Here is a 15,102-nt window from a genome sequence, read left to right as displayed (position 1 = left end):
CAATGGAACAGCAAGATTCCTTTACAGATTTTATGCGGGGCGTGGAGAGCCCTGGTCTGGTGAACTGGGCGGAAATGCCTACCTACAATACGATTATGGCCCTTGCGGCCGGTGTTGCCTTGGTTATGATCGCGTTGTTGATCCGTGTTTTTGGGCGGGCCGCGCAAGGTAAAACGGAAGGCATGCCGCTGCACACGGAAAGTGCCCCGCTAAATACTGATGCCTATGCGATCGGTTTCGCCGTGGTGGGGATTATCCAGTTCTTTACTGGGCTACACATGACGGTAACGTGGCCGCTCGCTTCCGGTGGTTTCGCATTTGACAATATTATTTTCGGCGAAACCTGCTTAGCTTTCGGTACGCTTTTGGTAGTTGCTGCTTTCTACTTGTGGAAGCGCGGGCAGGCCGTGCGCGAGGCAGACAATCCGCTCGTAGTAATGGCTGGGACTTTGCGGCCACTCTCGATCTTTATCGGCGGCCTGGGCCTTGCCTTATTCTCGATTACTCTGGCCGGGTTGGTGTACCAGCTCTATGCCGCACCACCACAGGAACCTATTTCCGGATACTTTGCTCCCTACCCGTGGTTTGAGGCAATTTTCCTTTCCTCTATGTTCTTCCTGGTTGGCTTAGGCGCTTTCCTCTTCCCCTTCGCTGCCTATCGCACCAACGGCAACAAGGGGAACGCCGAGGTGCAAGGCCAGGGGTTGTGGAGGGTCATTTTCTGGGTTTGGATCGTGGGCGGAGTAATCTTCGGGCTTTTCGGCGCCCTAAACTTCTACACCCATATCGGTTTCATCGTAAATACCCAGTAAGCGGCACGCCGCCGCACGTGGCTTGATGTGCTCCGCCAGCGGCCCTGCCGTTCATCGTTTTCAAGCACATAAGTTACGACGCCGATGTAACGACGCCGAAGCGGGATGTATGAAACTAACTAAGCTTCATACATCCCGCTAGTTTTATTTATCTGGGCCAGTTTGACCTAGATCTAAGGCGCCGAAACCGGCTTTATGTTAGCAACGGCGCTAGCTGTGGTGTTAGCGGCGGTCTACGGCCGGGGTGTCAATCCCGTCCCCGTCCCAATCGCCAACCACCGAAACATCCTTCGCATTACCGTAGGCAAAGACGCTGTCAGCCACGCCAGAAACCAATTCGTTCTTCAGGAAGAACTGGTTGCCGCGTACCACGCCAACCCCGTCCTTGCCCGTACCGTTCCAGTCACCAACAATCACCCGGTCACCAGCATTACCATAAGCAAACTCGAACGCAGCCTTGGTATCCTCTAGCTTGCTTTGCATGTAGAAAACGTTTCCACGCACAGCAGCCAAGGTATCCTTACCGTCACCGTTCCAATCCCCAGCAATAAGGGTATCGGTCGGGTTGCCGTAGGCATAGACCGCGTCAGCAACACCGCTGGTCAGCGAGTTACGCACGAACACTTGGTTACCGCGAACTACGGCAATGGTGTCCTTACCATCGCCGTTCCAGTCCCCTACCAGGACTTCATCATCAGCGTTACCGTAGGCAAACTCGAACTCGGCTACACCGCTAAACCCATTCGTGCCCAGGAATAGGTTGCCCCGGCGCACCAACGGCGTATCGATACCGTCACCATCCCAGTCACCGAAGATGATTTCATCGTTCGGGTTACCATAGTTAACCGTGCGATCAGCCTTACCCTGACCCCACGCGTTAACGTAGAAAATACCGCGGGCATCATTTTCAACCGCCCACACACCAGCCGGCTTTTCAACGACAGGCTCCTCAATGGCAGGCTTGTCGGCATCTTCAGCACCAGCCTGGCCGGCATCTTCAGCACCAGCCTGGCCGGCATCTTCAGCACCAGCCTGGCCGGCATCTTCAGCACCAGCCTCGGCACCGATCTCGGTACCTTCAGCACCGGTCTCTTCGGAGCTGGTCTGGCAACGCTCTACGGATTCGGCCTTCGCGGTTTCTTCAGCCGCAGCAATAGCCTCGGCTCCAACCGCCCAGCGGTAAGTAACCTGCTCAGAAGAAACAACCGCACCTTCTTCCGGCGTCACCTCAACATGAGCCTTAATCACATAATCGCCAGGCTTCTCAAACAACCACGCACCATGCGCATGAGCCAAGGAATCCTGCTCAAAGTAAGCACCCGGCTTGACCTGGCTAGTCGCATGCTGGCCACCCTCTTCAGTAAGGATGGTCTTAACACCTTCCAGGTTCCCACTGAATAGGAACGCCTTACCCGGACCCTCAACCGAATCGAAGACGTAACGAACCGTCTTCACCTTCAAATCCTGAGGCAAACCAGTCGAATCCCAACCAGGCATAAGCAAGTTATCCGAGTGCGCCGGCAGGTAGTAACCAGCAGTTCCCAAATATTGGTTACTTGCTGTTTCTTCCTGCTTAGCCTCGTCAAGCACACCCAAAATCACATAATTCGGATCCCGGACCGTACCTTCACCAGTGACATCTTCCTTAAGCCTAAGCTCAACACCCTCACCTTCACTCGCCTTGAGCGGGTAGAAAGCATCAGCGTGACCAGACTTCAACACCACCGTATTCAGCAAATCATCGCTCGCGCAAACCTGCGGATTGTATGCTTCGCCGCCTACATGGTGATGGTGGTGATGGTGATGTCCATGGTCGTGATCGCCGTGGTCATGGTCGTGACCATGATCGCCGTGTTCGTGACCGTGGTCACCATGTGCATGGTCATGATCGCCGTGCTCATGGCCGTGATCACCATGCGTGTCCTCAGCTCCCGCGTCAGCATCGGCCGCACCTGCATCAGCGTCACCCGCACCGGCATCGGCATCGGCCGCACCCGCATCGGCGTCAGCGTCGCCAGATCCCGCGCCAGCATCGCCGGCTCCCGCGTCAGCATCGGCTGTACCCGCATCAGCATCAGCCGCACCGGCATCGCCCGCATCAGCACCAGCATCGGAATCACCCGCATCGGCGTCAACAACTGGTTCAGTAACTACGTTCGGGCCGGGATCCCCCACCACAGTGCCATCAGCACGCACCCGGTATGCGTTTCGCAATCCCGCGTTTTCCTGCGCGACGACGCTCTCATCCAGAGCGCCATCAGCACCTCCACACCGAGCAAGGGATTCGGTTTCCGCTTGGGCCTTGGCCGCGGTAATCGCCTCATCGCCAACCGCCCACCGGTATTGCACCTGCTCCGAGTGGTATGTGGCGCCTTCGTCCGGATCCGTGCCGTCACCCGTGGCCGTAACCATTTCGGCGTGTACAGTCATCGTGTAATTTCCGGGCTTTTCGAACAGCCAGTAGGTGTGTTCGTGCGCGCCGCTGTAGGTATTTTCGGGGTTCTGTTCGCCTTGTGGCTGTTCGATATAAGAACCTGCGGTAATCTCAGTTTCCCCAGTGTTCAGGCGCGGAACCAATCCTTTGAAAAGTTGCGACTTAAATACGAAAGCCTTGCCTGGTCCTTCGATCTCATCGATCACATAACGGACCTTGTTCATATTCGGATAGTCGCCACCAAGCTTCATGGAATCCCAGCCCGGCCACGGCAGGTTTTGCACCTGGGTTTCCGGCAGCATATAACCAGCAGATTTAATTGCTTCCATGCTGGCCGTCTGTTCCGTATGAGCACTATCCGCAATCCCGAGAATTAGATAATTCGGGTTCCGCACCACGGTGTAACCCGGCTTAGATTCATCTTCCTTCAGCCGCAAAGTGATGCCGTCATCTTTTTTGAGCGGGTAGAAGATATCGGTGTGGCCCTTTTCCAAGACCACCGTATTATCGAGCGGTTCCGCGCAAACATTTGGTGAAGTAACACCTGTGCTGGCGGTCTGCGTGCCAGATTGGCTCGCCGCTGCCGGCGATATCGCCCCAATCCCAGAAATCGCGAGAGCCGCCACGGCCGCCACCGCGCCCCGCGTCCGACGCGTGAATGTAGAACGCATTCGTCTCTTTCTATTTTGTAATTTATTTTCAATTCAGCCCACCGCTTTGCGGAAAGGCTTTGGAGTTCGGGAAAGTCGAGCGTTGCCCTAACGTGACAGTAGAATCTAAGGGTTTATTTCAGTGCCGACGCCGAACAGATACGCCCCCCCCCTTACAGTAATGATAACGATTCTCGTTATCGTTGCAAAGGGTTGTGTGCAAGTAGGTACTAATGCACTTTTATTTCCGACGACGTAGCGCATCCAGATACGACAGAGCGGGACGATTGAAACCCGGTGAGCCAGCCTTCGAAAGCTAGCTTTTGCTGCATAAAGCTGAGCGTGCCGAGAATGCTTTCTGCTGTCGGGAGCGCCCCACCATTTTGTCCCCTTCTCCTATGGCAATTGGGCTACGCTGCGTATTCCTCTTTTATGTACCGTTATACTTCGGCCAATCCCCGAATAAGTGTTAGATTTCGCGAAGGCGTTACCCTGCGCCACAATTTTGTGTCGGACCCTGCAGCTAACATGGGGGCTATGACGGCACAGGTTACAGGTTCAACGCTTACCGAAACTCAGCGGCGCCACAACGCGCAGGCTTTCGCGGAAACGTGGCGCGGGCGCGGCTATGAGAAGGGCGATACCCAACAGTTCTGGGGTAATTTGCTGCGTTCGGTCATGGGCATGCCGGAAGTTCAAACCGTCACGGGCGTGCGCTACGAGGAAGGCACCTCCCGGCGCGGCTATATCGATGCCATCATTCCGGATGCGAAAACGCTCATCGAACAGAAATCCATCGGCGTCAATCTTGATCATGCAGAAATGCGCCAAGGCCAGATGGTTACGCCTTTTGAACAGGCTATGAACTACGCGAATTCGCTCCCCAATTCGCAGCGGCCCGATTACATCATCGTCTGCAATTTCGCTGAATTCCGCATCCACAACCTGGACGAGGTCAAACCGGAAGAAAACTATCTTTCGTTCCGGCTTGAGGAGCTGCCGGAGCAGTACCATCTTCTCGATTTCCTCATCAACCCCGCTAATACGCGGCGCCACCGGGAAGAGAAAGTCTCGATGGATGCCGGCGCGCTTATCGGCGAGCTGTATCGCGGCTTACGCGAGCAGTACATCGATCCGGATAGTGAACGCAGCCAGCATTCCCTCAACGTATTGTGCGTGCGGCTCGTGTTTTGTTTGTTTGCGGAAGACGCCGGTGTTTTCTCTAAAGATTCCTTCCACTACTTCCTCGCCAATACGCGGCCCGATCAGGTCCGCACTCGCCTCCTCGAGCTTTTCCAGGTGCTTGACACTCCGGAAGATGACCGCGATCCATATTTAAGTGACGATCTCAAAGCCTTCCCCTACGTCAACGGAGGGCTGTTTAATTCTCGTACCTCCGGCCCAATCGAAATTCCACTATTCACCGAGGAACTCTACGATCTCCTGGTCAACCGGGTCTCGCGAGATACGAACTGGGCGGAAATCTCACCCACAATTTTCGGCGGCGTTTTCGAATCCACCCTGAACCCGGAAACGCGTGCCAGCGGCGGCATGCACTACACCAGCCCGGAAAATATCCACAAAGTGATCGACCCACTTTTCCTCGACGATCTCACCGCCGAACTCCAAAACATCCTCACCGAATTCGCCGGTCAAGATGTGAAACGCAAAAACCGGCTGCGCGCTTTCCACGATAAAATTGCAGGTCTTACTTTCTTTGATCCGGCGTGCGGCTCCGGAAATTTCCTCACGGAAACCTATATCTCGCTGCGCCGCCTCGAAAACAAAGTGCTCTCCGAACTCACCGATCAAACCGAACTCGCTTTCGGCGATATCACGCCGCTGAAAGTCTCGCTCGACCAGTTCTACGGCATAGAAATCAACGACTTCGCGGTCTCAGTTGCCTCCACGGCCATGTGGATTGCCGAACTGCAGGCCAATATCGAAGCGCAAACCATCGTCACCCAGCTGATTGAAGATTTACCGTTGTCCGACGCCGCACATATCGTGCAAGGAAATGCCTTACGTACAGACTGGGCTGAGATTCTCCCACCCGAAAAATGCAGCTACATCATCGGCAACCCGCCGTTCTTGGGGTACTCACGGCTGAACACAGATCAGAAAGAAGAACGCCTCGCGATCTTCGGAAAAGGCGGAGGCATCCTGGACTATGTAGCCTGCTGGCACCGGAAAGCCGCGGAATACATGCAGGGCACGGCCTGTGAAGCCGCGTTGGTATCCACCAACTCGATTTGCCAGGGCCAACAGGTTACACCGCTGTGGCAGCCGCTTTTCGAGATGGGTATTTCCATCAACTTCGCGCACCGGTCCTTTTCATGGGCAAATGAAGCGACCGATCAAGCGCAAGTCACCTGCGTTATCATCGGCTTCTCTCATAAGGAACGAAAAGAAAAATACCTCTGGGATTATCGCCGCGCGACGCCGGAAGAACGCGCAGCGGGTTCAGCACGCGAGATCGGAATGCCGAGCGCGGTGGACCATATCAATGCTTATCTCACCGATGCTCCCGATGTTTTTATCCAACGCCGCAGTAGACCACTAAGTGATGTTCCTCCGATGGTCCGCGGAAATCAGCCAACGGACGCTGGCCATCTTCTTCTTTCACCAGAAGATCACTCCAAGGTTTTACACAAAGAACCGGAGCTTGAAGAATGGATCCGTCCATTTTCGATGGGACAAGAGTTTATTAATGGAAAAGACCGTTACTGCTTCTGGCTTGTTGATACTCCCCAATCCGTTATTGCGAATTCTCCAATCTTGCGGCAACGAGTAGAAGATGTGCGGGAAATGCGACTCGCGTCGCGGAAAAAGGCTACTCAGAAAAAGGCTGATACTCCCTGGCTTTTCGACGAGATTCGTTATACCGGTACTGAGCCATATATCGCGATTCCGAAGGTATCCTCTGAACGGCGACGGTTCATTCCCATGGGTTTCGTCGCTAACGGCATGATCCCCGGAGACAAACTCTTTTTTATCAACACCGATTCCCTATTTATCTTCGGAGTGTTGATGTCTCAATTCCATAATGCCTTTATGCGAGCAGTGGCCGGTCGGCTCGAACTTCGTTATTCCTACGGGAACACCACCGTCTACAACAATTTCGTGTTCCCGGACCCCACGGACGCGCAGCGAGAAGAAATCGAAAGTGCTGCGCAGGCAGTATTGGATGCCCGCGAAGAATATCCGGGGGCTACACTCGCCGATCTGTACGACCCAGATAACAGCTGGCTCTACCCGGAACTCACGCGAGCCCACGAGCAACTTGACCGCGCCGTAGAAGCCGCCTACGGCGTCGACTATTCAGACATGGAAGACTCCGCGCGCGAAACCGCCATCGTCGCCCACCTCTTCAAGCTCTACGCCCAAGCCACCACAAAATAACCCGGCACCCACGCCACACCAACCCACACAGGAGAATAAAGAGCATCCCACCTAATCGTATTTTTAGTTGGCTATTTAGCCTGTTTCGCCGCGAAGAATCTTTTCTGCGCCCTGAAACGTCACAGCGTGGCGCTAGCTCGCGATCGTATCGTGACCACACGCTCTATCCGCTTACCTCAGAGCCCGTCACCACCCGAATTACGTTGCCTGCGGATAAAGAAGTTTATGAGGACCAGGTTTACGTGTATGACAGTTCCTCGTACCAGCACGTTCCTACGGGCGACATGAATGAACTGACCGTGTATGCGGGCGACGCAAAAATGACAAGTACCGCTACCGGAACTGTATGGGATACTCGGAGTAGTCACGGAATGTGTCTGCTACACAGGGGCTTCCCCATAGGATTTATTCACGTTCTTCCCCGTAACACCATCAGATCCGCGCGCCGGGCCGGAATTGAAATAAAAGTACAGGCACGAATAGAAGGCAATCTCCCCGGTTATCCGGGTATCCGCCATGTCACCGTTTTCAGGCCAAAAAGTAACCAAGTGATCGAAAACTATGTCGAAGCGACGCGTAACGGCGTGCCGGAAACGGCGTCGTACATCGAATATTTCGAAAATAACGAGGACGACTACGCAGAACTTCGCCCACGTAAACACTGGTATTTCAAGGGCGTAACCTTCAATTACCTGCCGGTCCCCGAAGGTTCTAAAGCGAAACCCACGATTGAACTACGCAGCGCGGCCGGCCAACTCATCTGCCGGCTCAACGGACGTAACCGCGTGTATGCAGATGTTGTTGAAGCCGAACGCGCGTCAAGACCGCCCTGCCACAAATGCCCAATTTTCCCCAAAAAATACGATTAATTCATCCGATCGCAGCGTTACGATGGAAACATGACAACGATAAATAACCTCGCATACGATCCCGTCGGAGCTCACGTCACATCCTGCACCACCGAATTCGGAGACCTCTTCTACCTGTCCTCAGCCAGCACTTTTGGCGAGGGCGAAGCCATCCGCGGCGGCATCCCCGTCATCGCACCGTGGTTCGCTACCTTCTTAGGCGAGCTGCAGCATGGCTGGGCTCGTCGCCAAGCATGGGACATCACCGAACACGACGCCGGCTACACCGCAAGGTTGCGAAGCGACGGACTCCAACTCGGCCTCGAAGTTACCACCGCAACCAACGAGCTCTCCCCCGGTGAAACCAACGCCCTGGAGATGAGCGTCACCGTCGAAGCAGCCAAGTAACCCCGAGCTGGACTCTCGCCTCAAAATGCCGTCGCCTGGTGCGGCAGCATGTGTGGTTTCTTTGCCCGTCTTGAAGTCATAATCCACCACCACATAGATTATGGCTTATCGCCAAGTCATAATCAGAGGAAGCTGTGTAGCTTCGGCCCGCTTCTCCTGCGTTCAGAAGCCAGCTCGTCGTCGCGCATTGAAACCTTACCGCGAGCACGTCGCCCCCATCGACGTTCGTGGCGAGTAGTGTTGTGAAGTAGGGCGCGGGCGTGCGTATGTCAATATCCCCGGTTACTTGAGAACCTGCGTCAGCGCCTGAATTCTTTCCAGGTACGTGCTGTCGAATCCCCCAACGTACTCCGCTTGCCAGCTGAAGAACTCGCGCGCGGCCTCGGCGAGGTCAGCGGTGGTGGATACTAAGAGTTCATCGTGTTGGCTCGCAAAATATTCGGGGAACGTGACCGTCGTGCCTTTGAGAATAAAGGTTTCGACCTCTAGCCGCGTTTCATTCATCCAGTGGTTCATACGTTCGCACCGCCTAATAATGGGCTTGGCCCCTAGATTCCGGACTCGCGCAGTTCCGTTTCTTCCACGTCGCGTAAGCTCACACCCTCGCTATTCTTTCAGTGCTCCCGGCCATTTGCGGAAGCGCCCATAAGAAAATTTGAGGCGGCCGACGGCGAATTCCTCCGCGATGAGCGCGGCCAGATTACCGGCGGGGTAACGTTGGACCTGGTAGCCGAACCGATTGCGGATTTCTCACCCAGCCAGAACGATAACCCACTGCGTGGCACAATGCGCCTCCACAGCAAGGACTCCATCCTGGAACGGTATCCGAGCGTGGAGGCCTACTACGAGGCATGCGACGTGCACGACGACGCACTCGAAAAAGCAGGATATCTAGAAAAAACCGGGCGCCGCTTGCTCCGCAATGTCGAAGCCGAGTTGTGGAAACGTGCGGTTAACGGAGCACCAGCGCCGCAGTCCTCGCCGCAAAGCGTGGCATAGAAAAACCGCAGTGCGTGGCGTCACCAGGGGCGGGGATAGTGCCACCTGAAAGCGTGGCATAACCACCCCGCGCCGCCCGCCACAATCACCACACCAGTCACACCAGCCACACCACTTACTGAAAAACTGAGAATTCGCTCAGTCACGCACCAAGAAGACCGCCACCACAGGACCTTCATCCCGGAAAAGCCGCAAACAGACGCAGTGTCGCGAACTCAGGGCGGCTGATAAGCCTTATTTACGGCAAGAGCCTTGCCGCAGGTAAGGCTTCCCTAATAGTATGGGCCACATCGTTTACCGAAAATTTCATTCTGTATGAAATCGACTAACAAACATACATTAGAAACGGAGAACTCTATGAGTAAGCACATTCGTTTCGCTGCCGTTGGTGCGGCCCTGGCTCTCGCGCTGGTTGGCTGCTCGAACGATAATGGCGGCAGCGATGCCACCACGTCGGCCGCAGCTCCGACCACCACGGCTGAAGCCCCTGCCGATCCGACCACGTCGGCTGCTCCGCAGGAAGGCGCTATCGAAACTGACAAGAAGGCCACCCTCGCCGACTGGGAAGGCACCTGGGAATCCACCTCGGGTTACTTCGATAACCCCGAGATCCAGGCCGAAATGGAAGAACACGCCAAGGAAGAAGGCGAAACCGTTGAGCAGGTCAAGGCTGAACTTGACGAACGCAACGGCACTGCATTCGACGCAATCAAGATCGACGACAAGACGATCACCTTCATTGCCGATCTCGACAAGGCTGATAACCCGACCGAACAGGGCTACGAGTACACGCACGAAACCGCTTACGACGTAAGCTCCTCGGAACACTCCTTCGCCTGGCACTTCTTCAAGGGTGCTGAAGGTGCTCCGCACAAGTACGTTGCTCTCATGCCGCAGCACGGCGAAGAGAAGCTCGTCCACTTCCACATGCGCTACGGCGATTCCATCGATGAAGTCCTCAAGAAGGACGATTGGTTCCCTGTCATGATCAAGAAGGGCACCGCCGACATCGAAATGGTCAAGGAAGAAATCTTCGAACACCATCACTAAAATCGCCCGATGCTGGTATCTCGGCGATGCGCTCGCATCATCCCGATGCTCCAGCATCTCAGCGATAACGTGACTGGATTAACAGAGTTACTGAAGGGACGGGGCATACACGTGAGGTTTATCCGAGCACTGTTCGCAATGGCTCTCGCACTGGTTTTCACAGTTACCGGATGTAGTAGCCAACCTAACGAAAGTAGCGAAGGCAAACCGGTCGTGTATGCCTCGTTCTATCCTGTCTACGACATGGTTTCCACCGTCGCGGGCGATACGCTCGACGTGCGGATTTTCATGCCGGCAGATAAAGACCCCCACATGTGGGAACCCACTCCTAAAGACATGAAGTAGCTCGCCCAAGCTGATCTCCTCGTGGTCAACGGAGCCAACTTTGAGCCCTGGCTCGATCAGGTGCAATCCGCAATCCCGGATCTGGAAGTTCTGCGCCTTTCCGATTACATCGACCTCATCAACTACAAAGGCGCCGCCGCAATCGGCGAATTCCAATATCTCGCCCGCCCCGGCTTCGAAGGCGGTAAAGAATACTCCATTATCTTTGGCCACACGCACGAAAAACACATGCGCGTTGCCTTCTATAAAAACGATGACGGCCTCGAAGGCCAAGCGCTCATTGACAAGTGCAAAGAACTCATGCGCGACGAGGGCCCCGAAGTCACCCAGGACAACAGCCCCACCGTGGAAAGCGGGAAGGTCATGAAAATCAAGATGGGCCACGAAGCCGGCCGGCTTGATTTCACAATTCCCGACGACGGCGACTGGATTTTTATCGCCGACCGCATCTCCGAGCAGCTCCTCCCCTATACACTTGCTGATTCCGGCGGGCACACCATCGAACCCGAAGTCCTGATGGATAACGCCTCGAGCGCCACCGACAAAATCACCTACGACCCGCATTCCTGGCTCTCACTCGTCAACGCGAAAAGCTACGTCAACGCCATCAACGACACGCTGCGCAAGAAGTACCCCGAACACGAAGACGTCTACGCGAAAAACAAATTTGACCTCGTGAGCTCCATGACGGAAGTCCACAACGAATACAAAATCAAAATGAGGGACTTGGAGCATCGCGAATTCGTGGTGAGCCACAACGCCTACGAATATTTGGCCCGGGATTTTGAATTAATCCAATACCCACTGCAGGGGCTCACCAGTATGAACCAGCCCAGTATTCGTACGCTCACGAATGCAATTAGGTACGTGCGCGATAACGACGTCGAATATATTTTCTACGAACTTGGGTCCCTCCCGTATGGCGCAGACACTGTGGCTGCCGAAGTTGACGCCGAACTTTTGCCGCTTGCTTCCATGGAATACGTAACGAAGGAGCAGGGCGAAAAGTACGGCGGATACGTCGGCCTCATGCGAATGAACTTGGAAAACCTCTACGTTTCACTGGTGCGATAAGAAGGAACGATTGTGGACGCAATTTCACTGGATAACGTCTATTTTTCATACGGCCCACACCCCGTAATTCAAGGCGTTGATCTGACCATCAAAAAGGGCGAAACGGTGTGTATGACCGGGGAAAACGGCTCCGGCAAATCGACCCTTTTGAAGCTGATTATCGGGGCGCTGGAACCGGCGTCGGGAACCGTGAAGGTGCTCGGCTCGAGTATGCATAAGCGTCGCGGCGTGCTGGAGCTGGGCTACGTGCCGCAAAACAACGCGATCAGCCAAACTGCTTTCCCCATTACCGCCCGCGAAATCGTGGTGATGGGTCTGCTTTCTGATTTCGGCTTTGTGAAAATTCCGCGACGCCGGCATCTGGACCGTGCCGAAGACACACTAACGCAGATGGGGCTTGAGAAATATATTCACTTCCCGTTTTCGGAACTCTCCGGCGGTTTGCAGCAGCGCGTCATGATTACGCGTGCGCTCATTCACGATCCGGAAATCGTTATTTTGGATGAGCCGACCGCCGGCGTCGACAAAGAAAGCCGTGAGGAATTCCTGCAGTTCCTCGATAAGTACACGTCAGAAAAAGGGCTGACCGTTCTGATCGTGACGCATGATACGAAGACGATTATTGAGAATATGAATATCGATACCTTCATCAATATTCAGGAGGGCCAACTTCATGCTGGAATTTGAGTTTATGCGCCGGACCCTCATGGTCGGCCTCATGCTGGGAATCTCGATTCCGCTGATCGGCGTGGTGATGGTCAACCGGCGTACCGCCATGATGGGTGACGCGCTGTCGCATACCGCACTGGCGGGTGTGGGCCTGGGGCTAATTGCCGGTTTCAACCCGGTGGCGGGCGCCATCCTGGTGGCGGTTGCCGGGGCGTTCCTGATTGAAACGATCCGTAAATACGCGCCGCAGTACGGCGATCTGGCAACCGCGGTGACGATGGCGGCCGGTCTTGGTTTAGCCGTGATCCTCTCGGATCTGGCACCCGGTGGCCGCAGCTTCGAATCATATCTGTTCGGAAGTATTTCCTCGGTGATGTGGAGCGACCTCATTCTCACCGCGGTGGTATTTGTGCTCGTGGTGGGTGCCTCGATTGTGCTCTACGGATCGCTGCTTGATATGTCGGTAGATCCCACGCTTGCACGGCTTTCCGGTACGCGCGTTGGTATGAGTAATGCGATTTTCACGGCGCTCGCCGCGGTGACGGTGGCGCTTGGTTCGAAGATCATCGGGGCGCTTTTGGTGGTCTCGATTATGGTGCTGCCGGTGGCAAGCGCGCTGCTGGTTTCGCGTAGCTACCGGGATACCACGCTGCTGTCGGTACTCCTCGGCGTGATCTACACGATGACGGGTATCACCCTCTCCTACTACCATGAGGTGCGGCCGGGTGGTGCCATCGTGATGGTGGCCGTGGCGGGAATGCTTATCTTCCTCGCCTACCGGTCGATTAGGAAACGCGTAGACCGCAGCGAGGCCAATTCGCCCGCGATGATCAACGCGGTTTTCGCTGAGTAGAAGCCACATCGCTGAGTAGCGGTGGTTTCGCCGAATCCCGGCGGAATCACTGATTGGGCGGTTTTCGCTGAATAGCAAGAGGTTTGGGGCGCGGCAGGAGGCGAACTGCTGCTCCACAGCCGACTGAGATACCGGTACCACACCCAGCGAAGGGTAGCCCGGAGTTCGAGTCGGAAGCGCGCATAGCGTGACTTTGGCTGAGGCCAAAGCCCAACGTTTATGCTCTAGGAAGGTCGTGTGCCCTTCTCGCCTCATCCATCCTTTGGGCTTGTCCTCAAGTTGTTGACGTTTTTCTAAGCGGCTTCCACGAATGGTACCGCGGTTATTAATTCATATTTGACGGGTGTGTGACCGCCGATAGCCGTGTGGATCCGGGTCCGCGTGCAACACCAATTTGCCTGGTGCTTGCCCCCGTAGCCCAATCGCCATATCCAAGGCTTTTAGCACGGTTTGAGTGGTCTGCTTATCGGCATGAATACCGCGCCGGCGCAGGGCTATTGCTAGACGCGGCGCCCCATAAGTTTGCCGGGAGTTTTCAAACTCTTTTGCTACCGCCTCATCAAAACGCCGCCGCTGCTGTGCCCTGGCCTGGCGTAGGGCGCTTCGGGAACGCCACGCATAATAACCCTGGCCAGTAAACCCCAAGAACTGCCGCCATGAATGTAACCGAGTATCCATAAGCCTTCTGCGCATCCATCAACTCCGGGCCGCTTCCGTTGTTGTTGCTTGGCAGCGAAGAAGGCGGCCGCTTTTTCCAAGAAATCGCGTTCCATTCTCGCTTTGGCCAACTCCCGCTGAGTGCGAGCCAGCTCTTTTTGCAACTGCTCAATATCCGGCTTGCCACCCGATTCTACGAGCCGTCTCTTACGCTCTTGCCCAACCCATTTACCAAGAGTCTGCGCAGACAAGCCCAAAGCCTTAGCCACACACGCAATCGACTCGCCAGTATCAATCACCTGACTCGCAGTATCCCGCCGGTATTCAGGGGTAAACCGCCTTCCCTTACGATTCATAGCGAGCCAGAAGACACAACCTCCCAAGGAATCAACACCACAGGCAATCCCTCTAATCCAGTGTCAACAAAACAAGGGTAATCCCACCCGGCTCAGCAATCCAGGGCCGATACACTCGAGCCCGACACGCCTTCCATTCCTGTTTCGCTTCCCGAACCGCTTTGTCCGTGGTCCGTTGCGAGCCCGTAAACCCCATCGCGACCAGTTTTTCGTGGACTTTTTTCGCCTGGATCTGTCCCTGGGAACGAGCCACGAGTTCTTCAATCTTGCCCATGTACTCGTCAATAATCCGTGCCCGTGACGCCCGCTTGGGGATCGGGTCCCCCGCCCGGCGCAACTCCACATAACGACGCACCGTGTTCGGCGCGCAACCCGCCAAGGCAGCCGCACCACAATACGTGCCAACCAGATCAAAAGCTTCTAGAATTTCCATGATGGTCCTTTGAGATTTCATCAGCCCTTCCCACCCCTTTTTCAACGAGCGAATGTTAGTAACACTCATTGAAAACCGGGAAGGGCACTTTTATGCCTTCATAAACTCGGCG

The 15,102-nt window shown here is 55.2% G+C and carries 12 protein-coding genes and 1 pseudogene; 9 read left to right on the top strand and 4 right to left on the bottom strand.

Going from position 1 to position 15,102, the window contains the following annotated elements; translation table 11 throughout:
• The first annotated feature begins 2 nt into the window (after positions 1-2).
• Positions 3-812 carry a DUF981 family protein gene (locus tag H8274_RS04930; protein WP_185933992.1) on the top strand — a complete coding sequence of 270 codons (810 nt, stop codon included), beginning with the start codon at positions 3-5 and terminating at the stop codon, positions 810-812.
• Positions 813-1,034: 222 nt separating this feature from the next.
• Here H8274_RS04930 and H8274_RS04925 read toward each other — a convergent pair whose 3' ends face one another.
• Positions 1,035-3,917 (bottom strand): choice-of-anchor M domain-containing protein, encoded by a 2,883-nt coding sequence (locus H8274_RS04925; RefSeq protein WP_185933991.1) that lies wholly within the window; start codon positions 3,915-3,917, stop codon positions 1,035-1,037.
• A 516-nt stretch (positions 3,918-4,433) separates the two neighbouring features.
• On the opposite strand from H8274_RS04925, the gene H8274_RS04920 reads away from it, so the two are divergent.
• The 3 genes from H8274_RS04920 (at position 4,434) to H8274_RS04910 (ending at position 8,554) form a co-directional block, all read left to right on the top strand.
• Complete coding sequence (locus tag H8274_RS04920) at positions 4,434-7,298, top strand: class I SAM-dependent DNA methyltransferase (RefSeq protein ID WP_185933990.1); 2,865 nt, start codon at positions 4,434-4,436, stop codon at positions 7,296-7,298.
• A 548-nt stretch (positions 7,299-7,846) separates the two neighbouring features.
• Positions 7,847-8,167, top strand: a complete 321-nt coding sequence (locus H8274_RS04915) for a hypothetical protein (protein ID WP_049619542.1) — start codon at positions 7,847-7,849, stop codon at positions 8,165-8,167.
• A 30-nt stretch (positions 8,168-8,197) separates the two neighbouring features.
• On the top strand, positions 8,198-8,554 hold the full coding sequence (locus tag H8274_RS04910; protein ID WP_053093608.1) for an aldose epimerase family protein: 357 nt from the start codon (positions 8,198-8,200) through the stop codon (positions 8,552-8,554).
• Between the two features lie 282 nt (positions 8,555-8,836).
• Here H8274_RS04910 and H8274_RS04905 read toward each other — a convergent pair whose 3' ends face one another.
• The gene (locus H8274_RS04905; protein WP_141670170.1) at positions 8,837-9,058 is read right to left on the bottom strand and encodes a hypothetical protein; all 222 of its coding nucleotides are present in this window, start codon (positions 9,056-9,058) and stop codon (positions 8,837-8,839) included.
• 48 nt (positions 9,059-9,106) lie between these two features.
• Here H8274_RS04905 and H8274_RS09575 point away from each other — a divergent pair, with 48 nt between their 5' ends.
• The 5 genes and pseudogenes from H8274_RS09575 to H8274_RS04880 all read left to right on the top strand — a co-directional run bounded on the left by H8274_RS09575 (position 9,107) and on the right by H8274_RS04880 (position 13,544).
• A complete protein-coding gene (locus H8274_RS09575; protein ID WP_221884809.1) occupies positions 9,107-9,553 on the top strand; it encodes an alpha/beta hydrolase domain-containing protein in 447 nt (148 codons plus the stop codon).
• Between the two features lie 357 nt (positions 9,554-9,910).
• Positions 9,911-10,603 carry a ZinT/AdcA family metal-binding protein gene (locus H8274_RS04895; protein WP_185933988.1) on the top strand — a complete coding sequence of 231 codons (693 nt, stop codon included), beginning with the start codon at positions 9,911-9,913 and terminating at the stop codon, positions 10,601-10,603.
• A 9-nt stretch (positions 10,604-10,612) separates the two neighbouring features.
• Positions 10,613-12,022: pseudogene (locus tag H8274_RS04890) on the top strand (metal ABC transporter substrate-binding protein).
• Between the two features lie 12 nt (positions 12,023-12,034).
• Positions 12,035-12,709 carry a metal ABC transporter ATP-binding protein gene (locus tag H8274_RS04885; protein ID WP_065415392.1) on the top strand — a complete coding sequence of 225 codons (675 nt, stop codon included), beginning with the start codon at positions 12,035-12,037 and terminating at the stop codon, positions 12,707-12,709.
• On the top strand, positions 12,696-13,544 hold the full coding sequence (locus H8274_RS04880; RefSeq protein ID WP_065415393.1) for a metal ABC transporter permease: 849 nt from the start codon (positions 12,696-12,698) through the stop codon (positions 13,542-13,544). Before H8274_RS04885 ends, H8274_RS04880 begins: the two co-directional genes overlap by 14 nt.
• A 548-nt stretch (positions 13,545-14,092) precedes the next feature.
• Here the strand turns inward: H8274_RS04880 and H8274_RS04875 are convergent.
• Positions 14,093-14,557, bottom strand: a complete 465-nt coding sequence (locus tag H8274_RS04875; protein WP_065415394.1) for a transposase — start codon at positions 14,555-14,557, stop codon at positions 14,093-14,095.
• Positions 14,558-14,609: 52 nt separating this feature from the next.
• Positions 14,610-14,990, bottom strand: coding sequence for a hypothetical protein (locus H8274_RS04870; RefSeq protein WP_185933987.1), 381 nt, complete (start codon positions 14,988-14,990; stop codon positions 14,610-14,612).
• Positions 14,991-15,102 lie beyond the last annotated feature (112 nt).

The sequence above is a fragment of the Actinobaculum suis genome (genome assembly GCF_900618115.1).
GTDB lineage: Bacteria > Actinomycetota > Actinomycetes > Actinomycetales > Actinomycetaceae > Actinobaculum > Actinobaculum suis.
Note: the sequence above shows the minus strand (reverse complement) of the source record. Positions and strands in the feature narration are given on the sequence as shown.

What these genes read in the sequence shown, in the direction of transcription:
- H8274_RS04930 (WP_185933992.1), top strand. Translation starts at nt 3, where the DNA reads ATGGAACAGCAAGATTCCTTTACAGATTTTATGCGGGGCGTGGAGAGC.
- H8274_RS04925 (WP_185933991.1), bottom strand. Translation starts at nt 3,917, where the DNA reads ATGCGTTCTACATTCACGCGTCGGACGCGGGGCGCGGTGGCGGCCGTG.
- H8274_RS04920 (WP_185933990.1), top strand. Translation starts at nt 4,434, where the DNA reads ATGACGGCACAGGTTACAGGTTCAACGCTTACCGAAACTCAGCGGCGC.
- H8274_RS04910 (WP_053093608.1), top strand. Translation starts at nt 8,198, where the DNA reads ATGACAACGATAAATAACCTCGCATACGATCCCGTCGGAGCTCACGTC.
- H8274_RS04905 (WP_141670170.1), bottom strand. Translation starts at nt 9,058, where the DNA reads ATGAATGAAACGCGGCTAGAGGTCGAAACCTTTATTCTCAAAGGCACG.
- H8274_RS04895 (WP_185933988.1), top strand. Translation starts at nt 9,911, where the DNA reads ATGAGTAAGCACATTCGTTTCGCTGCCGTTGGTGCGGCCCTGGCTCTC.
- H8274_RS04880 (WP_065415393.1), top strand. Translation starts at nt 12,696, where the DNA reads ATGCTGGAATTTGAGTTTATGCGCCGGACCCTCATGGTCGGCCTCATG.
- H8274_RS04875 (WP_065415394.1), bottom strand. Translation starts at nt 14,557, where the DNA reads ATGAATCGTAAGGGAAGGCGGTTTACCCCTGAATACCGGCGGGATACT.
- H8274_RS04870 (WP_185933987.1), bottom strand. Translation starts at nt 14,990, where the DNA reads ATGGAAATTCTAGAAGCTTTTGATCTGGTTGGCACGTATTGTGGTGCG.